Genomic DNA, 25,500 nt, shown 5'->3' with positions numbered 1-25,500 from the left:
CGTCGGCGGTGACGCTCAACGTCCTCGACGTCGCCGGAAACCTGCAGCTCACCCAGGGCATGATCGACGACTTCGTGTCCTCGCACAGCGACATCGTGTCCAAGGTGACCTACTCGAAGGCGACCGCGCCAGAGCTCGCGCCGAAGATCAAGGCGCAGCAGAACGCCGGACGGGTCGACATCGATCTCGTGCTCACCGGCGTGGACGGCCTCGCCGCCGGCGTCGACCAGGGACTCTGGCAGCCGTTGCTCCCGGCGTACGCGTCGCGCCTGCCCGGTATGAACGACTACCTGCCCGGCGCCGCCGCGATGCAGAAGCTCGCCGGTGACTCAGGTGTCACCGTCACCTACTACCCGTCGGGTCCCCTGATCGAGTACCTACCTGACAAGGTGCCGAACCCGCCGAGGAGCGCCGAGGAACTGCTCGCGTTCGCGAAGGCCAACCCCGGCACCGTGCAGTACGCCCGGCCCGCCAACTCCGGCCCTGGCCGAACGTTCCTCATGGGGCTGCCGTACCTGCTCGGTGACAAGGACCCGCGGGACCCGATCAACGGCTGGGAGAAGAGCTGGGCGTACCTCACCGAACTCAACAAGTACGTGACGCTGTACCCGTCCTCCACCAGCGAGACGATGAAGTCACTCGCCAACGGCTCGGCGAAGATCATCGTGACGACGACCGGTTGGGACATCAACCCCCGAGTGCTCGGCCAGGTGCCGAAGGAGGCACGGATCGGATCGCTCAACGGCTTCCACTGGGTCACCGACGCCCACTACGCAGCCGTGCCGAAGGGAATCTCCGCCGACAAGCAGGCCGCGATCCTGGTACTGCTGCAGCACATGCTGACCCCTCAGCAGCAGGCGAAGGCGTACGACAAGGGTTACTTCTACCCGGGTCCCGCGGTCAAGGACGTCCCGCTGTCGATGGCGCCGGCCGAGAGTCAGAAGGCGATCACCGAATTCGGCCGCGCCGAGTACGACCAGCTCATCGGCGGCAACCCGATCGAGGTCCCGCTCGACGCGAAGGCCCTCGTGGCCGCGTTCGACAAGTGGGACCGCGAGGTGGGCGGCGCCAAGGTGAAGAAGTGACCGGCTTCCAGCAGCTGCGCCTGGAGGGCGTCACCCGCCGCTTCGGCGGGCAGGACGCGCTTGTCGACCTTAATCTGACGATCGAGCGCGGCGAGTTCATCGCCCTGCTCGGCCCATCCGGCTGCGGCAAGTCGACCGCGCTCAACTGCCTCGCCGGGCTGCTGCCGCTCACTGCGGGCAGCATCTGGCAGGACGGCGCCCGCCTGGACACGCTGCTGCCGGAGAAGCGCGGCTTCGGCATGGTCTTCCAGAGCTACGCACTGTTCCCGCACCTGACGGTGGCGAAGAACATCGCGTTCGGGCTGCAGATGCGCCGGCTGCCGGGCGCGGAGATCCGCCGCCGTACCGACGAGGCGATCGCGCTGGTCCACCTCGAGAACCAGGCCCGCAAGCTGCCGGGTCAGCTCTCCGGCGGACAGCAGCAGCGGGTGGCGATCGCCCGAGCGGTCGTGCTCGAACCGTCGCTGGTGCTCATGGACGAGCCGCTGTCCAATCTGGATGCCAAGCTGCGATTGGAGATGCGCACCGAGATTCGGCGGCTGCATCAGGCGCTCGGCCTCACCACCGTCTATGTCACACACGACCAGGAGGAGGCGCTGTCGATGGCCGACCGCCTGGTCGTGCTGCGCGCCGGGCGGGTCCAGCAGGTCGGGACCCCCGAGGAGCTGCACACGAAGCCCGTGAACCGGCATGTCGCGGACTTCATGGGCTTCCGCAACCTCCTCGACATGCGGGTCCGGTCAGTGTCCGCCGACCGGGCGCAGGTCGAGGGCGGTGGGCTGATACTGCACGGCACCCCTGTCGGCACCGTGCGGCCCGGAGACGCGGTCGCGGTCGGGGTCCGCCCCGAACAGCTCCGGCTCGTCGCCTCGGAGGTTGACGGAAGCGTTGGCGACGGCTTCGCCGCGACGGTCGAGGTGGTGGAGTATCAGGGTCGTGAGGTCGCGGTCGAGGTGCTTACCGAGGCCGGGCAGCGGCTTCACCTGCGTACCGTCGAACGACCGGCACCGGGTGACAAGGTCCGCCTCGCGGTGGACCCGACCGACCTGCTGGTGTTCCCGGCGGGGGGAGCGGGCTGATGGCCGCCGCGACCGGGACGCGGGTGGCGCTTCGACATCGGCTCGCCGAGCGTGGGATTGACCGGCAGTTGCTCTTGCTCGGACCGGCACTGCTGTTCGTAGTGGTGCTGTTCATCTATCCGTTCTTCTACGGGATCGGGTTGTCGTTCCAGCCGGCCGAAGGCGGTGCGTTCGCGGCATACCGGTCGTTCTTCACCGACGCGTACGAGCGCGACACGATCGCGACCACGCTGTGGCTGGCGCTGCCGGTGGCGTTGCTCAACGTCGGAGCGTCCGTGCCGATCGCCTACCGGATGCGGGGCCGGTTCCGCGGCAAACGGCTGCTGACCACGGTGCTGGTCGTGCCGATCACGCTCGGCACCGTGCTCACCGCGCAGGGGCTGCTGAACTTCCTCGGCCCGACGGGCTGGTTCAACCGGGCCCTGATGACCTCGGGCGTGATCGAGGAGCCGCTGCGGCTCACCCACAACTACTGGGGCGTGTTCTTCTCCCTGGTCATCACCGGTTTCCCGTTCGCGTTCCTGCTGGTGCTCTCCTACCTGTCGGGGATCGACCCGACCCTGGAGAAGGCCGCCGCCACCCTCGGCGCAGGCTGGGCGCAGCGCTTCCGGCGGATCACCCTGCCGCTGCTCGCGCCCGGCCTCGCCACGACGTTCTGCCTGACGTTCGTGCTCGCGTTCAGCGTGTTCCCGTCCGCCGTCCTCGTCGGCGACCCGGCGGGGGAGACCCGGGTCATCTCGATCGCGGCCTGGCACGCCGGCTACGAGCAGTACGACTACTCCAAGGCGTCCGCGATCGCTGTGGTCATGGGGCTCGTCGAACTGGTCGTCATTGCCGTCGTCTTGGGCTGGCGGTCGCTGCTGTACACCGGGTCCACGGGAGGTAAAGGATGAAAGTGGCCGCGCGGCCCGCCGCCTGGATCGTCTGGGGCATCGTCGGGTTCTTCTTCGTCAATCTCGCCGGGCTGGTGCTGTCCGTCGTCGTGAGTTCGTTCGGCAAGAGCTGGTTCGACACGTGGCTGCCGCAGGGCGCCACCACCCAGTGGTACGGCGAGGCATGGCGCGATTTCGGGCTGCTGCCGGTGCTGCTCACGACCCTGCAGGTGTCCGCGCTCGTCGTCGGGCTCTCCGTTCTCGTCGGGGTGCCCGCCTCCTACGTGCTGGCCCGCCGCGCGTTCCCCGGCCGTGGAGTGCTCTACCTGCTGTTCCTGCTGCCGATCCTCATGCCGCCGATCACCTACGGCATCCCGCTGGCGACCGTGCTCTACAAGTACGGGTTCGCCGGGCACCTCTCCGGGGTGGTCCTGGCGAACCTGGTGCCGTCGGTGCCGTTCGTCATTCTCACCCTGACCCCGTTCATCGAGCAGATCGACCCCGCCATCGAGCGCGCCGCCCGGATGTGCGGCGCCGGCACCCGCCAGGTCTTCGTCCGCATCCTCGCGCCGATGCTCGTCCCCGGCATACTCGCCGCGTCGGTCCTCGTGCTGGTGCGCACCGTCGGCATGTTCGAGCTGACGTTCCTGACCGCCGGCCCCGAATCGCAGACCCTCGTCGTCGCCCTCTACAACTCCATGTCCGCCGCCGGGATCCGCGCACAGCAGTCCGTCGACGCCATGGCCGTCATCTACACCGGCACCATGCTCGTGCTGCTCGTCGTGGCGCTGCGGATCGTCAACCCGACCCAGCTCGTCGCCCGGGTCAAGGAGGAGGATCCCACGTGAGAATCGCCGAGGCCCGGGTGATCGTCACCTGCCCGGACCGCAACTTCGTCACCCTGAAGATCGTCACCGACGACGGGGTCACCGGCGTCGGCGATGCCACCCTCAACGGGCGCGAGCTCGCCGTCGCCAGCTACCTCACGGACCACGTCGTGCCGCAACTCATCGGCCGGGACCCGACGAGGATCGAGGACACCTGGCAGTACCTGTACAAGGGCGCGTACTGGCGGCGCGGCCCGGTCACGATGACCGCGATCGCCGCAGTGGACACGGCCCTGTGGGACATCCTCGGCAAGCTCGCCGGGTTGCCGGTTTACCAGCTCATCGGTGGTCGTTCCCGCGAGGGCGTCACCGTGTACGGCCACGCCAACGGCTCCACAGTGGATGACGTGCTGCGTGAGGTCGCCACGTACGTGGAGCTCGGCTACCGCGCGGTGCGGGTGCAGACCGGCGTGCCCGGCCTCGCCAGCACCTACGGTGTCTCCGGCGACAAGATGTACTACGAGCCCGCCGACGCCGCCCTGCCGACCGAAAACGTGTGGTCCACCGCCCGCTATCTGCACCATATCCCGTCGGTGTTCGCCCGGGTCCGCGCCGAGTTCGGCCCGGACCTCAAGCTGCTGCACGACGTGCATCACCGGCTCACCCCGATCGAGGCGGCTCGGCTCGGCAAGTCCCTGGAGCCGCACGCGCTGACCTGGATGGAGGACCCCGTCCCGGCCGAGCTGCAGGAAGGCTTCCGGCTCATCCGTCAGCACACCACCACCCCGATCGCCGTCGGCGAGGTGTTCAACGCCATCTGGGACTGCGAGCAGCTCATCCGCGAGCAGCTCATCGACTACATCCGCGCCACGGTCGTGCATGCCGGCGGCATTACCCACCTGCGCCGGATCTTCGACCTGGCCGCGCTGCACCACGTGCGGTCCGGCTCGCACGGCGCGACCGACCTGTCCCCGGTCTGCATGGCGGCCGCGCTGCACGTCGACGTCGCCATCCCGAACTTCGGACTGCAGGAATACATGCGGCATACCGAGGCGACCGACGCCGTCTTCCCACACGGTTACCACTTCGACGGCGGCTACCTGCACCCGTCCGAGACACCCGGGCTCGGCGTCGACATAGATGAGGACCTCGCCGCGCGGTACCCGTACCGGCCGGCGTCATTGCCGGTGAACCGCCTCGAAGACGGGACGATGCACAGTTGGTAGCCAGGCTGAGTCGCGTGACACTGCCAATCCTGGGTGCCAGAACCGACATCCGATTGCCGGCCTACGATCCCGCCGACGTCCGGGTCGGGATCGTGCACCTGGGCCTCGGCGCGTTCCACCGGGCCCATCAGGCCGTCTACACCGACGACGTGCTCGGGTCCGACCCGACCTGGGGGATCAGCGCCTACACCCAGCGCTCCGCCAGGGTCCGCGACCAGATCGGACCACAGCACGGGCTGTTCACCGTCCTGGAGCGCGGCAACCGGGCCGGGCCGCTGCGCGTCGTCGGCTCGATCCTGGAGGCCCGCGCGCCCAGTGACGGACCCGGGGCCGCGGAGCGGATCGCGGACCCGACGATCCGGCTGGTGACGCTGACCGTGACCGAGAAGGGCTACCGGTTCCGCGGCGGCGGCCTCGACCTGCGGGACCCTCTGATCCAGGCCGACCTGGCCCGGTTCGGACGCGACCGGCCCCGCACCGTCGTCGGGCAGTTGGCCGCCGGTCTGGAGCTCCGACGCCGCGGTGACGCCGGCCCACTGAGCATCCTGCCGTGCGACAACCTGCCCGCCAACGGCGCCACGGTCCGCCGCCTCGTGCGGGACTTCTGCGCCGCGCTGCCCACCGCCGTCGGTGATCCGCTCGCCGCCTGGATCGACACCGAGGTCGCCTTCCCGTCCTGTGTCGTGGACCGGATCGTGCCGTCGACCGCCATCGTGGACCTCGACGAGGTGTCCCGGCTGCTCGGCTTCGACGACGCCGGTGCGGTCGTGTCCGAGCCGTTCAGCCAGTGGACCGTCGAGGACGTCTTCGCCGCTGGCCGGCCGGCCTGGGAACGCGCCGGGGCGGTGTTCACCACCGACGTCGCCCCGTACGAGGCCGCGAAGCTGCGGCTGCTCAACGCGGCCCACTCGTTGCTCGCCTACACCGGTGCCCTCTCCGGGCACGACACCATCGCCCGCGCCATGACGGATCCGGTGCTCGCCGACGCCGCCCGGCGGTTGATGGCCGAAGACGCGGTGCCGACCCTGACCCTGCCGGACGGGTTCGATGTCGAGGACTACCAACGCACCATCCTGCTCCGGTTCGCCGATCCGGCGCTCGGCCACCGCACCAACCAGGTCGCCGCCGACGGCTCGCTGAAGCTGCCGATCCGGCTGCTCGACACGGCCAGAGACCGCCTCGCTGCGGGCGGGACGCCCTACTGGGTCGCCCTCGCCGTCGCTGCCTGGATGGTGTACGTCGCGACCCGCGACACCGTCCAGGACCCGCTCGCCGCCCGGCTCGCGATGGCCGCCGCTGGGCGCGACACCCCCAGCGCCCTCGTCGACGCCCTCCTCGCGGTCAGGGAGGTGTTCCCGGAAGCGCCCGACCCCGTCTGGCGGGAAATGCTCATCGAACACGCCGCCAAGCTCCTGTAACGCGCCGTCTCGCCGCGGTCTCACCGGTGCGACGCGTACCGCCACCACCGTCTAAGGAAGGCAGGGAGTGAACATGCCGAACAACAACCGTTTCGTCGCACTGCTCACAGCGATCCTCGTGATCGTCGCCGGCATCGTGCTCGTGCCCCCGCCCGCGTCCGCCGCCACCTACACGCCGCCGTCCCTGCGTCAGCGGGTCGACCTCAACACCGGCTGGCGGTTCCTCAAGGGCGATGCGGCCGGCGCCGAAGCCACCACGTTCAACGACAGCGCCTGGCAGCAGCTCAACGTTCCGCACACCTGGAACGCTGCCGACGGCGCCGACGGCGGCAACAACTACTACCGCGGCGTCGGCTGGTACCGCAGGCACTACGCCATCCCGGCCAGCTTTGCCGGAAAGATGCTCTTCCTGCAGTTCGCCGGGGCCAACCAGGTCGCCGACGTCTGGGTCAACGGCACTCACCTCGGCCAGCACAACGGTGGCTACGCCCGATTCCGCTTCGGTGCCACCTCGGCACTCAGAGTGGGGCAGGACAACGTGATCGCGGTGCGGGTCAGCAACGCCCACAACTCCTCCGTCGCACCGCTGTCAGCCGACTACACCTTTTCCGGCGGCATCTACCGCAATGTCAGCCTGCACGTCGTCGACCCCCTCACCGTGCAGATGCTGGATTCCGCCGGCCCCGGCGTGTACCTGCGCCAGCGGTCGGTCACCGCGACCTCGGCCACGGTCGACGTGACGACGAAGCTGTTCAACAACAACGCCTCCAGCCGCTCCGTCGTGGTCCGCACCGTGATCACCGACGCCAACGGGACCGTCGTGGCCGACCAGTCCCTGCCGGCGCGCACGGTGGGCGGGTCCACCGGCGTCAACGTCACCCAGACCGTCACCATCGCCAACCCGAGGCGATGGGACGGGCTCACGGACCCGTACCTGTACAAGGCGAACGTCGAGATCCTTGACGTCGCCGCGAACCGGGTCACCGACGTCGTCACCGAACCACTCGGGCTGCGGACGTTCGCCGTCGACGCCGACACCGGCTTCACCCTCAACGGCCGCGAGCTGGACCTGCACGGTGTCAACCTGCACCAGGACCGCGCCGGCGCCGGCTGGGCCGTCAATGACGCCCAGCACACCCAGGATTTCGACCTGGTCCGGGAGATCGGCGCGACCACGGTACGCCTGGCGCACTACCAGCACGATCAGAAGGCCTACCAACTCGCCGACGAACGCGGGCTGGTCGTCTGGGCGGAGATCCCGCTCGTCGACAACATCACCGACTCGGCCGCCTTCAGGGCCAACACCCGCCAGCAGTTGACCGAGCTGATCCGGCAGAACTACAACCACCCCTCGATCGTCTTCTGGGGCATCGGCAACGAACAACGCTCCGACAACGCCACCACCAACGCGCTGCTGGATCAGCTGGCGGGTCTGGTCGACAGCGAGGACCCGGACCGTGTCTCGGTCTACGCCAGCTGCTGCGTCAGTGACACCGGTGCCGTGAACAGCCATGCCGAGGCCAGCGCCTACAACAAGTACTACGGCTGGTACCAGGGCTCGTACAACGACCTCGGTGGCTACCTCGACAGCCTGCACGCGGCCAACCCGACCCGGACGATCGCCCTGTCTGAATACGGCGCCGGCGCCAGCACCACCCAGCACGCCCTCAACCCGGGCCGGCCGAACGCCGGCGGTCCGAACCACCCGGAGGAATACCAGGCGCTGCTGCACGAGGCGTCGTGGAAGCAGCTCGACGCCCGCGAGTACATCTGGGGCAGCTACGTGTGGAACATGTTCGACTTCGCCTCCGACGCCCGCAACGAGGGCGGCCAGCCCGGCATCAACGACAAGGGCCTGGTGACCCGGGACCGGTTGACCCGCAAGGACGCGTTCCACTTCTACAAGGCCAGCTGGTCGGCAAGTCCCACGCTCTACATCACCAGCCGGCGCTGGACTCAGCGCAGCACCGCCGCGACGGAACTGAAGGTCTATTCCAACGCCTCAAGCGTCTCTGCCACCCTCAACGGCACGTCACTGGGCTCGCGGAGTAGCACCGACCACATCTTCAAGTGGACCGGAGTGACGCTGCGACCCGGGGCCAACACGGTCCAGGTGACCGCGACCATCGACGGTGCGACCGTCATCGACACGGTGACCTGGACGCTGGGCTAGGCGAGGCGACCTACGTAACAAGCAGTGCGTGCGGCCCGACCGGCCATGGTGTCGATCGGGCCGCAGCGCTGTCCTCGGTAGCCCGACCGGTTGCCGATGTCCCTGTTGGACGACCGTGCTGAGATCGGTGGTGTGGCGCCCTGGCTTGCTGCGACCACCGCTACCTGCCGGTAAGCCGGCAGAAGTGCCTGGCCGGCAACGACCCGGCCACCGTGGCGAGGCGGCTCCTGAGTCCGCCATCGCCCCGGTGACCGGGTCGTCTTACTGTGCCGGTGTTTGGACCTGGAGCGACCCGAATCAGCCGATCATGCCGCTCAGGTGATGGTCAGACTGTCGATGTTCGCCCCGCTGGAGCCGGTGATGGTTGCCCGGACCGCTATCTGGCTGCCGGCCGGCAGGGACGCGGTGAACGAGGTGGTGCTCCAGGTGCTCCAGGAGCCGGTCGGGTTGAACGGCAGGGCGCTGTTGACGGTGGCGCCGTTGACCGATATCGCGAGCGGACGGTTGGCGCCGGAGCCGTTGGCGTATCGGATCGTCAGTGTCCTGGTGCCCGCGGCGGGGACGGCGACCGTCCACTGGATGTAGGCACCGGTGGCCGAGGAGTCGGGTAAGTCGACGAAGCCCGTCCCGGTGTAGTCCGGATGGCGGGTGTCGATGACGCCCCGGCTGACAAGGGCCAGTTCCGCCTGGTAGACGGTGCCGCCGGTGGCGGCGGGGAAGGCTGATCCGCTCGGCTCGACCGTGGCGGCCACGCCGCCGCCGACGACGCTGGGGATGGACGGGGTGACGACGGACAGGATCTTCCTCGTCCCATCCCAGACGGTGCCGCCGCCGCTGGTGATGGCGGTGGCCTCGCTGTTGTAGGAAGGTAGGGTGCCGCCGCCGTTGACCCGCATGCCGACCGGGCTGGTCAGCCCGTGGATGCGCACGACGTAGCGGCGTGCGGCAGGCGCGCCGGCGTACGTTCCCTGCGGGTGCGCGATGGTGGTTCTGGTAGCGGCGTCGGTGTAGGTCAGCGCGGTGGTGCTCCTGGCACCGGTGACCCGGTAGGACTCGGTGGTGCCGTCGTCCTCCACGAGGTTGAAGCTGCCGTCGGCGCCGGCGTAGATCTCCAGCTCCAGCTGCCGCTTGCTCAGGAACGCCGTGCTCTGCGCGTAGGGGTACTTCGGCAGGATCGCGCCGGCCTTCACGAACAGGATGATCTCGCCGGTGCGGGTGACGTAGGGCAGGTCGGCCGAGTCCGTGCCGACGTGCTTGATGTCGGCCCAGAAGTTGTACCAGGTGGCGCCGGCGGGCAGCCAGACGTTCTGGGTGGCCCCGCCGTCCGATGTCACCGGCGCGACGAGCAGCGACGGCCCCCACATGTACTGCAGATCGTGCGCGTAGGCGTTGGGCCGGCTCTGGTAGTCGATGACCATCGCCCGGGCCATCGGCATCCCCGTGGCGGCGGCCTCGTGGGCGAGGCTGTAGATGTACGGCAGGAGGGTGTAGCGCAGCTCGCCGTACTTGCGGAAGTCCGCCTGGATGATCGGGCTCTGGTCGAGCGGCCAGCGGGAGGCTACCGGCCCCTGGGTGGCGGTGTTGGATTGGCCGTGTGGCCGCCAGATTGGTGACAGGCTCGACCAGGCGGCCGGCCAGTTCCGATAGAACGGCTCGGAGATCAGCCCGCCGGCGCCGCCGTGGAATCCTCCGCCGTCGACGTTGGAGTACGGGAAGCCGCCCAGCCCGCCGGTCAGCATGCCCCTGATCTGTTGCCGCATCTCGTCGTAGGTGGAGGCGATGTCGCCGGTCCAGTAGTGACCGTAGCGCTGTTGTCCGGCCGACGCGCTGCGGCTCCAGGTCCACGGGCGCTTGGCGGCGCCGATGTGACCGGCCGTCTGCGGGTCCCATCCTTCCTCGCCGACGCCCTTCAGCAGGTAGAAGAAGTACGCGTTGCGCAGCTCCGACCACTTCCTGCCGTTTGCGGTGTCGGCGTTGAACGGGATGGGGCCCATCTGGTCGGTCTCGTCGAGCCACAGCCCGTCGCAGGGATAGCCCAAGGCGGGGTCCAGGGCCTTGGACCAGAAGACGTTCCAGACCCAGGCACGGGTGGCGGGATTGCTCCAGTCGGGCACCGATCCGTTGTCCGACACCCGGGTGAGGTCGGAGGCCTTGAAGCTGTAGCCGGGCGGTGGGCCGCCGACCCAGCCGGCCATGCGGCTCGAGTTGTTGCGGTTGTAGTCCAAGGTGACCGTCACGCCGTTGGCCGCGGCCCACGCCTCGTAGCCGGCGGGGTCGGGCCATCGTCCGGGGTCGAACTCGAACCACGAGCCGCTCCACCCGCCGGAGCCGGCCCGCCAGCGGTTGTCGTTGACCTGGTGGTCAAAGGGGAATCCGGCGCTGCGATGCTGGGTGATCTTCGTCCGCCACCAGCTCTGGTCGCTGACGCCGGGAAACGTCTTGTCGGACATGTGCAGGCCGAAGATGGACAACTGCGGCAGGCGCGGGCGCCCGGTCAGCTGGGTGTACCGGTCGAGAAGCTTCGCGAACTGCGGGCCGTTGATGAGGAAGTAGTCCATCTGCGGCCGTACGCCGGCGGTGCCATGGTCGTCCGCTGAGAACGCGTAGTTCTTGCCGGTGCCGCTGGCGAAGGAGAAGGTGGTGTCGAAGGTCGTGTTGAAGAAGACGCCGTATCCCTTGGTCGACAGGTAGAGCGGCACGATGGCGGGCGCCTGGTCATCGTTTCCGGCACCGTAGTTGTGTGAGACGACGTCGCCGGTCCGGTCGATCCGAGGCGAGCGGCCGTACATTCCGTGCCCCGCCTTGACGAAGTGCTCGTCGACGGGCGGCGGGACGAAGGCCTCGGTGACGACGCTGTTGTTGGTTCCGCCCCAGGCGATGCTCTGGGTCGCGTCCTCCTTCGCCAGCAGGGCACCGGTAGCGCGGTGGTAGAACTCCAGCCGCAGCGGGTTCTTCTGCAGCACGATCCGGATGCCGTCCGCCGCGCCGGTGAGGACCGTCAGGGTGGCGCCGGAGTCGCTAACGCTCAGGCTGCCGCCCATGCCCGCGTGGTTGGCGGGCACCACCATCTCGTACCGCGTGTCGGCGAAGAACGTCTCCCCGCTGCGGACCGCGCGGACCCGGACGATCTGGTTGCCGTACGCGGTGATCCTCAACCGCTGACCCGTGACGCTGGTGACGGTGACGCTGCGGGCATCCGTCAGGTGAGAGGCGTAGTTGCCCAGCTGTTCTCCGGGTGCCGCTTCAGCCCGTCCCGGCGCTGCGGCGACGGTGCCAATCGACAGACCGGCGGCCATCCCGAGCACGCTTCTTCTCTTCATCGCATCGACTCTCCTCGAGGTGCGGGCGAACCCGTTGCGCGGAGCGACGTGCTGAGGACCGCCGGCTCGTCCGCCGGTGGCCGCCTCGGAGAGGCGCGCAACAGTTGGGGGTGGGTTGGTCCCAGGCGAGGGTTGTGGACGGAGCGCACCGGAACCGGTTCCAGACTGATCCCGCCGCTTCGGCTTTGTCAACACATGGTTTTTCTGGCGCTTTAACATCGACGCACGCCTGTGTTAACGTCTGCCTGCCGGATCAAGACTGACAATATCTGGAACCGGTTCCAGAAAGGATCTACGGGAGGAGTGGTGCATGGCGGCGACGATCAAGGACGTCGCCCGGCTGGCCGGGGTCTCCCAGTCGTCTGTGTCCCGCACGCTCGCCGCGCCGGACCAGGTGCGGCCCGAGACCCGGGAGCGGGTGGAGCGGGTCGTCGCACAGCTCGGGTATCACCCGAACCGCATCGCCCGAGGCCTTAGCACCGGACGTACCGGCACCATCGGGTTCGTGGTGCCGGACATCGCCAACCCGTTCTTTCCGGGCGTGGTCAAGGCCGCCCAGCGCCGATCCCGCGAGCTCGGGCTGTCGGTGCTTCTGGCCGACTCCGACGAGGATCCCGCCACCGAGATAGACCTCATCCGGACGCTGACCAAACAGGTCGACGGCTTTGTGCTCTGCGCACCCCGCGCCAGTGACGACGAACTGCGCTCCGTGTGCGACGACGTCCCGGTGGTCCTGCTCAACCGCCGGGTCGGCCAGTTGCCGTCCATCATCTTCGACAACGCCGACGGCATCCGTCAGGCGCTCGCCCATCTCGCCGCGCTCGGCCACCGCCGCGTCGCCTACGTTGCCGGCCCTCGTACCTCGTGGGTCAACCGAGAACGGCTTCGCGCCGTCCGGTTCGTCGCGGCCAGCATGGGCCTCGAGGCAGTCGAGACGGGCAACGTGTCGCCCGACTTCGAGGGCGGCGTCGCCAGCGCGGACCTGGTCCTGGCCGCCTCCGTCACCTCGGTCATCGCCTACAACGACATGATCGGACTGGGCCTCATCAGCCGATTCGCCGCCCGCGGGGTCAAGGTGCCCGACGACATCAGCATCATCGGTTTCGACGACATTCCGGCCTCGGCCCTCGTCACCCCCGCGCTGACGACCGTCAGCCAGCCGAAGGACCAGTGCGGCCGGGTGGGCATCGACCTGCTCGTCGACCGACTCAATGAGCGCGAGAGATCGGGCGGTTCACGTACGTCCCTGCCGACCCGTCTGATCGTGCGCGCTACCACCGGCCCCGCGCGACCGGAGCCGCCGGCCGGACCCGGCCAGTAGGCCACGCCTGTCCGGTCGGTGGCGCGGTGGCGGTATCTGAGGGCGGGGACCAGGCGCGACGATGTGAACCTGCCGAGTGGCTTACCGTCCGACCGCCCAGGCCGTGCGCGGCACAGGCATGTGTGGCTTCATCTCGGCCGCCCGAGCGGCGCACCAAGCCGTCGGCGCCGGGCGCGCGAATGATGGAAACGAAATCCGGCTGCCACTTCCAACAAATTCTCACATCGGTCATCGCGACATTTCACCGAGCTGCAGACTTGTGAGTCCGATATGCGCAGCCGTGGGTGCGTCGTTTTTCTCGCTATTTAGTTAGTCGGCAATACCACCAGGTGATCCCCTTCCCTTGACATCATCAGACTGACGTTGTTCTATGTGAACACAATCAAGCATCAACGCACGTGTTTCAACATCACCGGGGCTTCGGTTTCTCGGTGGAGGCCCCGCCTTCCGTCCGCGATGTCGGCTCTGTGCACCCCCCTCGACGGCGCCCCCCAGTCTCGAAAGGCATCCCTATGCGTGAAGGAAAGCGTCGACCCGCGGCGCTGCGCTGCGCCCTGGCGCTCGTGCTGTCAGCGGCGACCCTCGCTGCCACCCCCGCACCCGCCTCTGCCGCCACCACCTGGACGGTCAACGGCCCGTCCACCACGTCGCCCATCGCGGCCCAGGTCGTCCTGAACGACAACGGCACACTGTCGTTCGCCGTCGCCAGTCAGGGCCGTACCGTGCTGTCCCCGTCCGCCATCGGCGTCGAGACCAGCACCGCCGACCTGACCCGCAACCTCACGTTCCTGGGCCGTGCCGACCGCACGGTCACCGAGGCCTACACGATGACGACCGGGAAGCAGCGCAGCCGGTCGACTGTCTACAACGAGGCGACACTGTCGTTCAGCGGCACCGGGGGAGCGCGGCTGGACGTTGTGGTTCGCGCTTCGAACTCCGGTGCCGCCTACCGGTACGTGTTGCCCGGCAGCGGCTCGGTCACCGTGCGCCGGGAGGCTTCGTCCTGGACCGTGCCGACGTCCTCGAATGCCTGGCTGTTGCCCGCCCACCGCGAGGACCAGGGGTATCCGGTTCAGACGACCGCGGGTGCAGCGGCCGCCGGCACCTTCCGGGTGCCGGCGCTGTTCGAAGCCGGCGGGAGCTTCGCGCTGCTCGCCGAGACCAACCTCGACGGTCGGTACGCGGGGGCGAGCCTGACGCACTCCGTCGGGTCGGGGACCTACGGCACCTCGCTGGACAGCTCGACCGTGACCACGAGCCTGCCGCTGTCGACGCCGTGGCGCACCGCGGCCGTCGGTAGTCTGGCCACGGTCACGCAGTCGACGATCGTCGACGACCTCTCGGCGCCGTCACGGGTGAACAACCCATCCTGGGTCCGGCCCGACACCGTGGCCTGGTCCTGGCTGACCGAACACTCCAGCCCGTCCAGCGAGAGCCGGCAGCGTCAGTACATCGACTTCGCCGCGCGTAACGGCTGGGGCTACGTGCTCATCGATGAAGGCTGGCAGGAGAGCTGGGCGCCCGCCGTGACCGCTTACGCCCGGTCCAAGGGCGTGCAGGTGATCCTGTGGTTCAACTCGTCCAGCCTCTGGACCGCGGCGCAGCGTGAGACATGGCTGCCACGGATCCAGAGCTGGGGAGTGGCCGGCATCAAGGTCGACTTCAGCTACGAGTTCACCCAACCGACCCTGCAGTGGTACGACGCGATCCTCGCCCGTACCGCCGAACTGCAGCTCATGGTCAACTTCCACGGCTCGGCCACCCCGCGCGGCATGCAACGCACCTGGCCGCATGTGCTGACCGCCGAAGCGGTACACGGCGCCGAGCAGTACCTGCGAGCGACGAAGAACACCATCCTGCCGTTCACTCGCAACGTCATCTCGAGCATGGACTACACCCCGGTCGTGTTCAGCCCGTACAACCGCGACACCACCCCCGCACACGAGCTCGCCACGTCGATCGTCTTCGAGTCCGGCTGGCAGCACCTCGGTGACAACCCCGAAAGCTACGAGGCCCGACCCGAGGCACTGCGCATCCTCAACCAGATCCCCACCGCCTGGGACGAAACCCGAGTGCTCGGCGGCCGACCCGGTCAGGACGCGTACCTCGCCCGCCGCAACGGCGGAAGGTGGTACGTCGGCGGGATCAACGCCCAATCCGCCAGGACCTACTCGGCGCCACTGAACTTCCTCGGCGGTGGTCAGTGGCTTCTGGAGACCGTCCGGGACGGGTCCAACTCGGCGCTGGTACGCGAGACCAGGGTCGTCACCAACACGGCCAGCCTGTCCGTGGCGATGCTGGAGCGTGGCGGTTTCGCCTCGGTCGTCTGCCCCTACACCACCGGCTTGACCACCTGCGGGTCCGACACGGGCAGCGTCCTGCGGGGCCAGGCGTCCGGGCGATGCGTCGACGTGCCCTTCAACAGCCAGACCAACCGGACCCGCGTCGAGCTCTTCGACTGCAACGGCGGCGCCAACCAGGCCTGGGCGGCGACGGCATCACGGGAGCTGAGGGTGTACGGCACCAAATGCCTGGAGGTCGACAGCGCGAGTACCGCCGACGGCGCGGGAGTCACCATCTTCGACTGCAACGGCGGCGCCCACCAGCAGTGGAACATCAACGCCGACGGCACCATCGTCGGCGTCGCCTCCGGCAAGTGCCTGGACGCGACCGGCGCGGCAACGGCCAACGGCACCCTGCTGCAACTCTGGCCCTGCAACGGCGGCGGCAACCAGAAGTGGTCGCGCGCTTGACGCCCGCGATGTGACCGATGCCGCCACGGACCAGAGACACATCTGTCTGATCAAAACACTCGGAGCCGTCGAAACGCTCATCGACTCCGGCGGTCGAGCCGCATGCCCCCCTCTGCCGTCCCCTGCCCCTTCCTGCCCGACAAAGGAGCCCTTGTGAAAAGTCGCCACGGACACCGGAAACCGCGCTTGGCAGCGTTGTTGACACTGACCGCCCTGGTGAGCACCCTCGCGGCGGTGGTCGACGCCGGCACCCAGCCCGCCGCTGCCATCGAGAACGGGTTGGGGCGCACGCCCGTGATGGGCTGGAACAGCTGGAACTACTACCAATGCAACATCGATGAGAACGTCGTCAAGAAGCAGGCCGATGCGCTGGTCAGCACCGGAATGCGCGACGCCGGCTACAAGTTCGTCAACCTGGACGACTGCTGGCAGACCAGTCGGGACAGTTCCGGCAACATCGTCGCGGACCCGGAGAGGTTTCCGAGTGGCATGAAGGCGCTCGGCGACTACCTGCACGCCCGGGGGCTGAAATTCGGCGTCTACTCCGACCGCGGGACGCAGACCTGTGCCGAGAGGCCCGGCTCGCAAGGCTACGAATACCAGGACGCCCGGTCGTACGCGTCGTGGGGCGTCGACCTGCTCAAGTACGACAACTGCCACGCGACGCTGGACCAGAAGACGCAGTACGAGACGATGCGCGACGCGCTCGACGCCAGCGGCCGTGACATCATCCTCAGTATCTGCGCCTGGGGCTTCAAGTCGTGGGCTCCGAAGACCGGCAACATGTCCCGTAGCACCGGCGACGTCATGGACGACTACACGCGCAACTCGCAGACTGAGTTCACGCCTGTCGACGAGGCCATCGACAAGAACAACGCCTTCGCGATGTACGCCCACCCCGGGTTCTTCAACGACCCGGACATGCTGCAGGTCGGCAACTACGGCAACGGTGACGGCGGTGGCCTCGGGATGACCGACACCGAGTACCAGACGCACTTCAGCATGTGGGCGCTGATGGCCGCACCCCTGATCGCCGGCAACGACCTGACGTCGATGAACGCCGCGACGAGGAAGATCCTGCTGAACCCCGAGGTGATCGCGGTCGACCAGGACCCGCTGGGGGTGCAGGGCCGTAAGATCCGCGACATCGGCGACACGGAGGTCTGGTCGAAGAAGTTGCAGGGCAATGGCGTCCGCGCTGTCGCGCTGTGGAATCGGTCCACCTCCGCGAAGTCGATTCGGGTCGACTGGCGCGACATTGGCCTCGGCACCGGGTCGGCCACCGTGCGGGACCTGCATGACAGGGCCGACCGGGGAACGCACACCGGCGGCTACTCCGTGAGCGTCCCGGGACACGGCGTCGCACTGCTGCGGGTCACGGGCGCCGAGACCCCGGACGTCGTCAAGATCACCAAGACCGACACCCGCACGATCACCGACCTGCAGGTGCGGACGGAATTCCTGATCAACGACGAGTGGCACGACGACCACGAGGACGTCGGCACCTTCAACGACTCCACCGCGCTCAACCTGAACGGCAACGGTGCGACCCGGGACGGCAACAAGTGGGTCGGAAACCTGCTCAAGACCGCGAGTAGCTCGGCAGGCCCCGCCGTGGTGACCATCAACCGGACCGATCCGCGATTCATCTATGGAGCCCGGGTGCACGTCACCTTCAAGATCAACGGAGAGCAGTACACCGACTTCGAAGAACTTGCACCGTTGTCCGGCACCACGAATTACCAGCTCAACGCGAACGGCGGAACCTGGAACGGATCCCAGTACAAGGGCAACTTCCTGCGGATTCAGTGACCTCGGTGGCGGTGGGCACCCGACCTTGGGTGCCCACCGTTCCGGACGAACCCAGCTCCAGCCTGGGGAAGACCGGACGAGCCGGTCTGCCGCGCATGACTCCTCCGCCCCGCAGAAAGAGGACAGCGATGCGACATCAGCACCAAGGGCGATGGTTGTAGCTCGTCGTTTGGCCTGGGGTTACTCGTCGTTGAGCACGCTGGTGTTCTGGCATGCGGTGAGACGCCATTGCCCATCCTCTTTGGCCATGACGAACATCGGGGTGCCGACATCTTGGCCGTCGGGCGTCTGATATACCTGGCGAACCTTGACAGCGACGACGTCGGGGCGGATGAACAGCACGTGTTCGATGTCGAACGTCACGCTGGTGTCCCGCATCCCGCCAGGAAGCACCTGACGGGTGAATGCCGAGATCGCCTCGCGGCCGAACAGCCGCTTGCCGTGACCAGTTGTCCAGATCGCGTCGGCGCGAAACAGGCTGACGAACTCATCAGGGCGCTCGTTGTTCTGGGCGCGTTCGACGGTGGATACTACCTGCCTGATCGCTTCAATTTCGGCTTTGCGTGTCTGTTCGTTGATCTGCACCGTGGTCATTTCCTCACGCTAATACCTCAGGCAAGGTTTAGGTCTATGCGTTCACCGTGTGATCAGGTTCACTTCGGCGCAACTGCAGGTGCACACGCGAGCGGAGGCGGTTGCCGGCCGCAGCAGCCACTGACGTGATCCCAACAAGATTCGGGTAGGTAGCAGTACTCGGCCGCCAACGCTGGGCGAGCCTCCTCGGTCGACCGAAAACGCATTGACATACGCCGTTGCGGCAGTCACCGCGGGGTGTGCGGTTCACGGGCTGCTGTGAGAGGCGGCCGGATGCCACCTTGGCCGAAGCCAGACGGTACGCGACCGGCGGGGCGCTCATCGCGTCGAGGTCGGCCAGGTCGGCAGGGGTGAGCGTGACGTCCAGCGAGTCGAGAAGACGTCGTCGGCCTGCTCCTCTCCGCCGAGGGGACCCCGTGCCGGACGTTTCGCCGCCCGTTGCCCCCAACCGAATCAGCGGTCCAGGCCTGCCGCAGACCATCTTTCGCTCTGTCGAGCAAAAGATGGCTCGATTCAGGAAAGCATCTAGACATCTCGATGAAACAATCATAGATTGGCCTCGCCAGGCAGCGGCGTGCCAGGCCAACTACCCCAAGGTGTCTTTGGTTGACCAGACACGTCGTTGAGCGGATGCCGTGTCGGCGATCGAGCGTCGGTGTCCCGCTTCCACTGGAGGAAGAGTGCTCGCACCTATTCCAGTTCAACGCCTCCGGAACCAAGACGGAGAACGCCCGAGTCACGGTCGTGTGGAGGAGCGTGGCGGCGCTGTTCCTTCCGCCCGCTAGTTACGCGCGGATCCTCCCCGAAACCATAAATTGGCGGGATTCGCCGGAGCGAACATGCGACAGCGCTGACGTCCAGGCAGACATCCGCGGATTGAACATGCGGCTGCGTCTCGCGCCGTCAGGGCAAGCGGCGGACCTAAGCGTGCGGCGGACCTTAAGCATGCGGTGGCGCACGCCCGGCGAGTCGGCGGACCCGTCCCCCGCAACATCAGGCTCAACTCCCTACCCCCAAGGAGAGTCATGATGTCCGTCCCCACCTCCCGGCTCGCCGCGCTGCTGGCAGCCGGCATGCTCGCCGGGTTCGGTGTCACGGCGAAGCCCCCCGCGGCGATTGCGGCTCCCGCCGCCCTGGCCGTGATTTGCAACCGGCACTGTGACGGTCGTGACGCCGCGCTGGCGTCGTCCGACCGGGTCCCGGTCACCGCGACCATCTACGGCCGGCAGATCTCGCTGCACTTCGACGACACCGAGGCCATGTCCTGGGCCGTCATCGGCAATGGCAACCCCGGCGACCAGACCTGGCTTGAGCGGTCCTTCGACGGCGGTCGCACCTTCGCCGCCGACGGCCGGCTCGGCCTAGCCCCGATCCCCGCCGGCGTACGGACCGGCCGCACCGCTATGTACAACGTGGACAACTGGGTCACCAGCCGCGTCGGGGCGCTGCGCGCCTGCGGCAAGGCCGGTGACCGGCCCGAGACAGCCTGCACCGCGTGGGCCCGCTCGACCTGGAACGCCAGCGACCGCCGGACCGCCGCCGCCACCGGGCTGATGATGAGCTACAACCTCGACACCGGCCTGTTCGACACGACCGGCTGGTGGAACTCCGCGAACGCGATCAGCGCCGTGATCGAGAACATCCGGGTGAGCGGGATGGGCAGCTACCGGTACGCGATCGCCAATACCTACGACCGAAACGTCAACAAGTGGCTCGGTCAGTTCCGCAACGAGTACCTCGACGATACCGGCTGGTGGGCCATGGCCTGGATCGCCGCCTACGACCTGACCGGCGAGGCGCGTTACCTGGCCACCGCCCGCGCCGCCGCCGATCATATGAGCGCCTACTGGGACACCCGGTGCGGTGGCGGCATCTGGTGGAGCACCGCCCGGGCCTACAAGGCAGCCATCGCCAACAGCCTCTACCTACAGGTGACCGCAGCGCTGCACAATCGCATCCCGGGTGACACCGCCTATCTCCAGCGGGCGCAGCAGGAGTGGGCCTGGTTCCAGGGCACTGGCATGCTCAACAGCTCGAACCTGGTGAATGACGGGATCAGCCTGTCGACCTGCCGCAACAACGGCCGCACCGTGTGGTCGTATAACCAGGGTGTGCTGTTGGCAGGGTTGACCGAGCTGCACCGCGCCACCGGCGACGCGGCACTGCTGACTCGGGCCCGGCAGATCGCGAACGCCGCCACCACGAGCAGCCAGCTCAACTCCGGCGGCATCCTGCGCGATCCGTGCGAGCCGAACAACAACTGCGGGGCCGATGGCGCGTCCTTCAAGGGCCCGCACGTCCGTGGGCTCGGCCAGCTCAACGCCGCCCTCAGCGACCATCCGTACACCGGCTATCTGCGGATACAGGCCGACACCGCATTCGCCAACAACCGCACTCCGCTGGACACCTACGGCCTGCGCTGGGCCGGACCGGTCGACGCCACCGACGCGGCCCGCCAGCACATCGCGGTAGACCTGCTCAACGCCGCCCCGTAGCAGGACGGGCACGAGGAGGCCGCCGGCCGGGCCTCCGCACGTCGGCGAGCCACGCCGCTCGCCGGCGCCCCGCCCGTCCGTGCTCGCCTACTTCGACTCGCTGCTGACCCTCGCCGCCTTCGCCGACCGGATCGACGAGGTGACCGCCGGGATGGCGGCGGCGCTCGCCGACACCACCGCGCGACCGGTGACGATCCGGCAGATCGCCTGGTCCGAAGCCGGATCGGCGGAGCAGCGCGACTGGAGCCCGGCGGCCCGGGACGCGCTGCTCGCCGCGCTGCATTCCGGCCGGCCGGACGTCTTCAGCCTGAACCTCGGCACCCCGGACGACGAGAAGCACTGGCATTTCGAGGCGTGGCGCGACCCGTTCCAGCCGGCGGCGGCCCTGAGCCTGTCGCTGTCGCCGACCGGAGCGTTGTGGGAGCCGGACGAGACCGACGACGCCGCCGAACGGGTAGCCGGACTGCTTCTGGCCTGGCAGCAGCCTCTGGATCTGTGCACCGGCGGGGTCACCTACGACCGCACCGGGCCGCACCTGTCGCCGTGGGACGCCTGGTACACGATGGACCATCGGATCTCGGCGACGCTGACCCGGCACCGGGTGCGCGGCTACTACTGGTGGAATCTGCTGACTGGCGGCCACCTGGCTCGGCTCGGCGGCCCGAGGGCCCTCGGCGCGCGGGCCGCGGCACTGGGTCTCGCCGTGCTGCCTGCCGGCCCGGCGACTGTGCTGCGCTTCCCGGGGCCGATCACCGCGTTCGCCGACGACCGGCTTTCGGCGGTCAAGGAGGCACTCACGCCGGTGCTGATCCCGCGCCGCTACATCGGCTACTCCGGATACCCGCTGCGCATGATCGCCGACCCCGGGACGGCCTTCCGCCAAGTGCCGCCCCGCGACCCGTACCCGCGCCTGACCGCCGGCGGCGGCCCATTGCCCGCGCCGGAGGACTGACGCTCACGGGCTGAAGTGGTCCAGCAGGATCTCCCGTTTCGCCTGCCACTCGGCGCCGTCCAGCAACTTGGCCCGAGGATCGGCCCACCGCGACGACGTTGCGGCAAGGATGTCGCGCCGCTTCAGCCGGGTGTGGAACTGGGAGAGCACGCAGAACGTGTACCCGGCCCGCTCAACCGTGCCCGGCTGCCGGCCTTCGGTGACCACCTGCCGTCGCCAGCCCGCCGGCACCACCTCGACATCGGCCAGCCGGGCGTCCAGGAACCCCGGTCGGCACCCGTCTCGTGGGCCGGGCGGCGGGCTGACCGGGACTGCTCCCGACCAGCCCGCCGCCCGTGCCTCAGTCCGCGTTTTCGGTCTCGGCCAACCGGTCGGCCGGGGCCTGCGCCACCGGGTGGCCCGTGTCGTCGACCAGCCCCGGCGCCATGCTGCCGCCGTGGGCGTCCTGCGCTGCCCGGGTGCTGCGGGCCACCTCGTCCTGCGGCACCCCGGTCTGCTCCCCGTCACGTCGCTCGTCGCGCTCGGTCATGCGTGTCCCTTCCTTGGTCCTGACCAGCGGCGGTACCCGAACGACCGGCCGGGAAACCGATCAAGACGCCTCGCTGGCCCGGGCGTTGCGCTTGAACGACCTGGAACGCGACCACCTGTTCCGGGTCGTGGGCGCGGATCGACTCGAGCGCGGCCAGAGTCTTGCCGGAGCCCTTCTTGCGGCGGTAGATCGCGGGGTGCCGCTCGGGTCGTCCAAGCCGACGAGGACACCGTCCGGGATGTGATCCACACGGCCAGCAGCATCATCGAGGAACGCGTTGACGAGACGGCGGATCTCGTTGACGGTCAGCTCGATCAAGTTCGGCTGGGCGCGGTGGTCGTCGGGGTCGCGGCTTTGGCGGCGCAGATAGACAGTACGGCTCGCTGACCTGCTCGTCCGCGCCGCTGAACTCGCAGAAGCGTCGATCCAACCGTATTCGCCTCGGACGACCCGTTCTGGCAGGACACCGCGTGTCCGTCCTGGTGCGCCGGTGGCCACCTACCCGAGGACGAGCGGCAGGCCGGTGGGCTTGCGGTCCACGGGACCGAGCGCGGAGATAACCGGGTCCGCGCCGGTCACGGCGTGGTCGATCGCGGCGGCGTCGGTGATCTCACTGACGATCAGGCGCAGGTCCTCAGGCCAGGTCGGCGAGACCTTACCGACGTTGCGCACGTAGGCGTAACGGCGCCTTCAACCAGGGACATGATGGGGCGTCCGATGAGGCGGGTGAGCTCCTCGCCTGCGTACGCCATGATTGCGGCACCCATGTTGCCGTCGAGCGCGGCGAGGAATCCGACCGTCCCTTCGTCGAGGCCGGCGCCGGTCCAGGGCGGCCTGGTACTGGTAGTCCCGCACTTGAAGGTGTCGTTGCCTGCGGCAGGCGATGACCTATCCGACAACGGAGCGACTGCCATTCGTACTTGCAGTAGATCCCGAATCAGCTGCCCGAGCGGCTCAATCCGATGGTGGTTGGCGGCGGATGACCAGCAGAGCAATGTCGTCGTTGGGATGCTCCTCGGCGGTGGTGGCCATGATGTGGTCGCACAACGCCTCGGCCGGCCCGGACTGCACTGCGCCGACGAGGCGCTCGATGCCGGTGTCGATCAGTTCGCTGCGGCGTTCGACCAGTCCGTCGGTGTAAAAGACGAGCGCCGCGCCCGGCGGCAGGTCCAGAACGGTGGTGCGGCGATTGGTTGGTGGTCGGCCCACGCCGAGTGGCCGGTCCACCGTCAGGTTGACGAGCTGGGTGGGATGGCCGGGTGCAGCCAACAACGGTGGCAGATGGCCCGCGGAGGAGAGGTGCACGCTCGCGCGGTCGGGTGCGATGAGGGCGTAGATGGCGGTGGTGAGGGTGCCCGCTTCGAAGTGGTGGATCTTGCGGTCGAGGGAGGTCAGCGCCTCGGCGGGATCGTCGCAGTCGAGTGCGTAGGCGCGTAGCGCGCTGCGTATGCGTCCCATGACGACGGCGGATGGCAGCCCGTGGCCGGAGACGTCACCGATGACGGCGCCCAGCCAGCCCGAAGGCAACGTGAACACGTCGTACCAGTCGCCGCCGATGCCCAAGTCGTGGCCCGGCACGTACCGGGCGGCCAAGTCCAAGCCGGGAATGTCGGGTAGCCGGCCGGGCAGCAGGCTACGTTGCAGGGCCAGCGCTGCCTGCCGGTCGAGGACCTGCCCTCGGGCCTGACCTGCGAGGCTGGCACGATCGGCAACGAGCTGCAACAGCTGCACGTCGTCGGGACCGAACCGACGCAGGGTCAGGGAGCCGACGTGCAGCACGCCGACGAGGTTGCCGTTGGCCAGCATGGGCACGCCCAACAGGGCACGGACGCCCGTGGCGAGCAGGATGGGATTGACCACGTCGGCCGGCGTAACGTTATAGATCGTGACCGGCATACGTGTCGCCGCGACCCGGCCGGCGAAGCCGCGTCCGACCCGGATGCGGAAACCGCGGCGCACCTCCTCCTCCAGGCCCTTGGCTGCCGTCGCGACCAGCTCGCCGGTGTGGCCGTCCAGTAGCAAGATGGTGGCGGTATCGACCTTGAGCAGGTCCCGGACCCGTTCAAGCAACTCGTCGAGCAACTCGGCGATGTTCAGCCCCGACAGGGCAGCGTCGGTGATCGCCTCGATACGGCGCAGCCGCTCCTCAGTCGTCACCAACTCGGCATCGGCCACGCAGGCAGCCTAGACGCCGGCACGCCGCCGCTAGCATGCCAGCAGCGAGATCAACAGTGTTGCGCCTCCGACGTGGGGTACTTTCCCATGTCACATCGATTCCTGGATCGTCCGGTGAACCCGTTCAGGAGAGCTATCCTCCCTCGCGCCACCGGTAAGGTCACCAGCCTGCACGTCCGAGAGGGAGGGGAGCAGTGGCGAACCCGCCGCTCGGCCAGCATGCCCCCACCGCCGGGAAGCCCCTGTTCTCGACGTCGTTCACCCTCGCAGACCTCACCCGCATCCGACACGACGTTGAAGCCGTCAGTCGCCGGTGCGGCCTTGAGCACGACGAGATTGAGGACTGGGTCACCGCGGTCAACGAACTGATGATCAACGTGATCCGGCACGGGGGCGGCAGAGGTGCCCTACGCCTGCTCATGGACGGCCAGCTCACCTGTGAAGTCACCGACCAGGGGAGAGGCTTCAACACTGCTCACTACTTTCCGTGCACCGAGCGACCGCCCCTGTCCGGTACTGGAGGAATGGGCCTGTGGGTGGTCGGGCAAATGGCCGACTACCTCCTCGTTGTCAGCGGACCCGCAGGTACCACCATCCGCATCGCGGCACGCAGCCGCGACACTCTCGCATAGCGGTCACCGGCGCGGCCCCGGTTCCCGAGGAGGGCGGCAGGCAACGGTCGCAGCCCATCACGCCGGTGTTCTCCGCCCGTCTCGGCGAACATGCCCAGGACCGTGGAGTCGTCACGCCCACTGATGCGCCGTTGCACTAGCGCAACGATCAGCCCTTCAGCTACCCCGGTGAATCTCGGCTACTCCTCAACGGCTGCCGCCACGCACGGTGCAGGTCGGGTCGCGGCACGGCTCGGG

Annotated in this window: 20 protein-coding genes; 14 read left to right on the top strand and 6 right to left on the bottom strand. The window is 68.3% G+C overall.

The window, feature by feature from the left end:
* The first annotated feature begins 8 nt into the window (after positions 1–8).
* From PCA76_RS21485 to PCA76_RS21455, 7 genes are all read left to right on the top strand, one after another.
* Positions 9–1,085: an ABC transporter substrate-binding protein gene (locus tag PCA76_RS21485; RefSeq protein ID WP_272612292.1), complete on the top strand. Its 1,077-nt coding sequence runs from the start codon at positions 9–11 to the stop codon at positions 1,083–1,085.
* The gene (locus PCA76_RS21480; RefSeq protein WP_272612290.1) at positions 1,082–2,164 is read left to right on the top strand and encodes an ABC transporter ATP-binding protein; all 1,083 of its coding nucleotides are present in this window, start codon (positions 1,082–1,084) and stop codon (positions 2,162–2,164) included. Before PCA76_RS21485 ends, PCA76_RS21480 begins: the two co-directional genes overlap by 4 nt.
* Positions 2,164–3,057 (top strand): ABC transporter permease, encoded by an 894-nt coding sequence (locus PCA76_RS21475; RefSeq protein ID WP_272612288.1) that lies wholly within the window; start codon positions 2,164–2,166, stop codon positions 3,055–3,057. The genes PCA76_RS21480 and PCA76_RS21475 overlap by 1 nt, the downstream gene beginning before the upstream one ends.
* Positions 3,054–3,884 carry an ABC transporter permease gene (locus tag PCA76_RS21470; RefSeq protein ID WP_272612287.1) on the top strand — a complete coding sequence of 277 codons (831 nt, stop codon included), beginning with the start codon at positions 3,054–3,056 and terminating at the stop codon, positions 3,882–3,884. The genes PCA76_RS21475 and PCA76_RS21470 overlap by 4 nt, the downstream gene beginning before the upstream one ends.
* Positions 3,881–5,089, top strand: a complete 1,209-nt coding sequence (manD, locus tag PCA76_RS21465; RefSeq protein ID WP_272612286.1) for a D-mannonate dehydratase ManD — start codon at positions 3,881–3,883, stop codon at positions 5,087–5,089. Before PCA76_RS21470 ends, manD begins: the two co-directional genes overlap by 4 nt.
* A gap of 14 nt (positions 5,090–5,103) precedes the next feature.
* Complete coding sequence (locus PCA76_RS21460; protein ID WP_272612285.1) at positions 5,104–6,507, top strand: mannitol dehydrogenase family protein; 1,404 nt, start codon at positions 5,104–5,106, stop codon at positions 6,505–6,507.
* Positions 6,508–6,580: 73 nt separating this feature from the next.
* Positions 6,581–8,680 carry a glycoside hydrolase family 2 protein gene (locus tag PCA76_RS21455; protein ID WP_272612284.1) on the top strand — a complete coding sequence of 700 codons (2,100 nt, stop codon included), beginning with the start codon at positions 6,581–6,583 and terminating at the stop codon, positions 8,678–8,680.
* Positions 8,681–8,994: 314 nt separating this feature from the next.
* Here PCA76_RS21455 and PCA76_RS21450 read toward each other — a convergent pair whose 3' ends face one another.
* Positions 8,995–12,000, bottom strand: a complete 3,006-nt coding sequence (locus tag PCA76_RS21450) for a TIM-barrel domain-containing protein (protein ID WP_272612282.1) — start codon at positions 11,998–12,000, stop codon at positions 8,995–8,997.
* A 310-nt stretch (positions 12,001–12,310) separates the two neighbouring features.
* Here PCA76_RS21450 and PCA76_RS21445 point away from each other — a divergent pair, with 310 nt between their 5' ends.
* From PCA76_RS21445 to PCA76_RS21435, 3 genes are all read left to right on the top strand, one after another.
* Positions 12,311–13,321, top strand: a complete 1,011-nt coding sequence (locus tag PCA76_RS21445) for a LacI family DNA-binding transcriptional regulator (RefSeq protein ID WP_272612281.1) — start codon at positions 12,311–12,313, stop codon at positions 13,319–13,321.
* Between the two features lie 512 nt (positions 13,322–13,833).
* The gene (locus tag PCA76_RS21440) at positions 13,834–16,074 is read left to right on the top strand and encodes a glycoside hydrolase family 97 protein (RefSeq protein WP_272612280.1); all 2,241 of its coding nucleotides are present in this window, start codon (positions 13,834–13,836) and stop codon (positions 16,072–16,074) included.
* Between the two features lie 198 nt (positions 16,075–16,272).
* The gene (locus tag PCA76_RS21435; RefSeq protein ID WP_272612279.1) at positions 16,273–17,886 is read left to right on the top strand and encodes a glycoside hydrolase family 27 protein; all 1,614 of its coding nucleotides are present in this window, start codon (positions 16,273–16,275) and stop codon (positions 17,884–17,886) included.
* 180 nt (positions 17,887–18,066) lie between these two features.
* Here PCA76_RS21435 and PCA76_RS21430 read toward each other — a convergent pair whose 3' ends face one another.
* Complete coding sequence (locus PCA76_RS21430) at positions 18,067–18,480, bottom strand: SgcJ/EcaC family oxidoreductase (protein ID WP_272612278.1); 414 nt, start codon at positions 18,478–18,480, stop codon at positions 18,067–18,069.
* A gap of 1,028 nt (positions 18,481–19,508) precedes the next feature.
* On the opposite strand from PCA76_RS21430, the gene PCA76_RS21425 reads away from it, so the two are divergent.
* Together PCA76_RS21425 and PCA76_RS21420 are read left to right on the top strand one after the other, a co-directional pair.
* The gene (locus PCA76_RS21425) at positions 19,509–20,975 is read left to right on the top strand and encodes a glycoside hydrolase family 76 protein (protein ID WP_272612276.1); all 1,467 of its coding nucleotides are present in this window, start codon (positions 19,509–19,511) and stop codon (positions 20,973–20,975) included.
* 79 nt (positions 20,976–21,054) lie between these two features.
* On the top strand, positions 21,055–21,927 hold the full coding sequence (locus PCA76_RS21420) for a hypothetical protein (RefSeq protein ID WP_272612274.1): 873 nt from the start codon (positions 21,055–21,057) through the stop codon (positions 21,925–21,927).
* Positions 21,928–21,930: 3 nt separating this feature from the next.
* Here the strand turns inward: PCA76_RS21420 and PCA76_RS21415 are convergent, their stop codons facing one another.
* Together PCA76_RS21415 and PCA76_RS21410 are read right to left on the bottom strand one after the other, a co-directional pair.
* Positions 21,931–22,134 carry a hypothetical protein gene (locus tag PCA76_RS21415; protein ID WP_272612273.1) on the bottom strand — a complete coding sequence of 68 codons (204 nt, stop codon included), beginning with the start codon at positions 22,132–22,134 and terminating at the stop codon, positions 21,931–21,933.
* 133 nt (positions 22,135–22,267) lie between these two features.
* Positions 22,268–22,456, bottom strand: a complete 189-nt coding sequence (locus tag PCA76_RS21410; protein ID WP_272612272.1) for a hypothetical protein — start codon at positions 22,454–22,456, stop codon at positions 22,268–22,270.
* Between the two features lie 240 nt (positions 22,457–22,696).
* Between PCA76_RS21410 and PCA76_RS21405 the strand changes: the two genes are divergently transcribed.
* Positions 22,697–22,843: a hypothetical protein gene (locus tag PCA76_RS21405; protein WP_272612271.1), complete on the top strand. Its 147-nt coding sequence runs from the start codon at positions 22,697–22,699 to the stop codon at positions 22,841–22,843.
* 111 nt (positions 22,844–22,954) lie between these two features.
* On the opposite strand, the gene PCA76_RS21400 is transcribed toward PCA76_RS21405, so the two are convergent.
* On the bottom strand, positions 22,955–23,128 hold the full coding sequence (locus tag PCA76_RS21400) for a hypothetical protein (RefSeq protein ID WP_272612270.1): 174 nt from the start codon (positions 23,126–23,128) through the stop codon (positions 22,955–22,957).
* 282 nt (positions 23,129–23,410) lie between these two features.
* Complete coding sequence (locus PCA76_RS21395; RefSeq protein ID WP_272612269.1) at positions 23,411–24,631, bottom strand: PP2C family protein-serine/threonine phosphatase; 1,221 nt, start codon at positions 24,629–24,631, stop codon at positions 23,411–23,413.
* Between the two features lie 194 nt (positions 24,632–24,825).
* Here PCA76_RS21395 and PCA76_RS21390 point away from each other — a divergent pair, with 194 nt between their 5' ends.
* The gene (locus PCA76_RS21390; protein WP_272612268.1) at positions 24,826–25,263 is read left to right on the top strand and encodes an ATP-binding protein; all 438 of its coding nucleotides are present in this window, start codon (positions 24,826–24,828) and stop codon (positions 25,261–25,263) included.
* The last annotated feature ends 237 nt before the right edge of the window (positions 25,264–25,500 follow it).

Source organism: Micromonospora sp. LH3U1, assembly GCF_028475105.1.
Lineage (GTDB): Bacteria > Actinomycetota > Actinomycetes > Mycobacteriales > Micromonosporaceae > Micromonospora.
The sequence above is the reverse complement of the archived record's forward strand: the minus strand, read 5'-3'. Positions and strand labels throughout refer to the sequence as shown.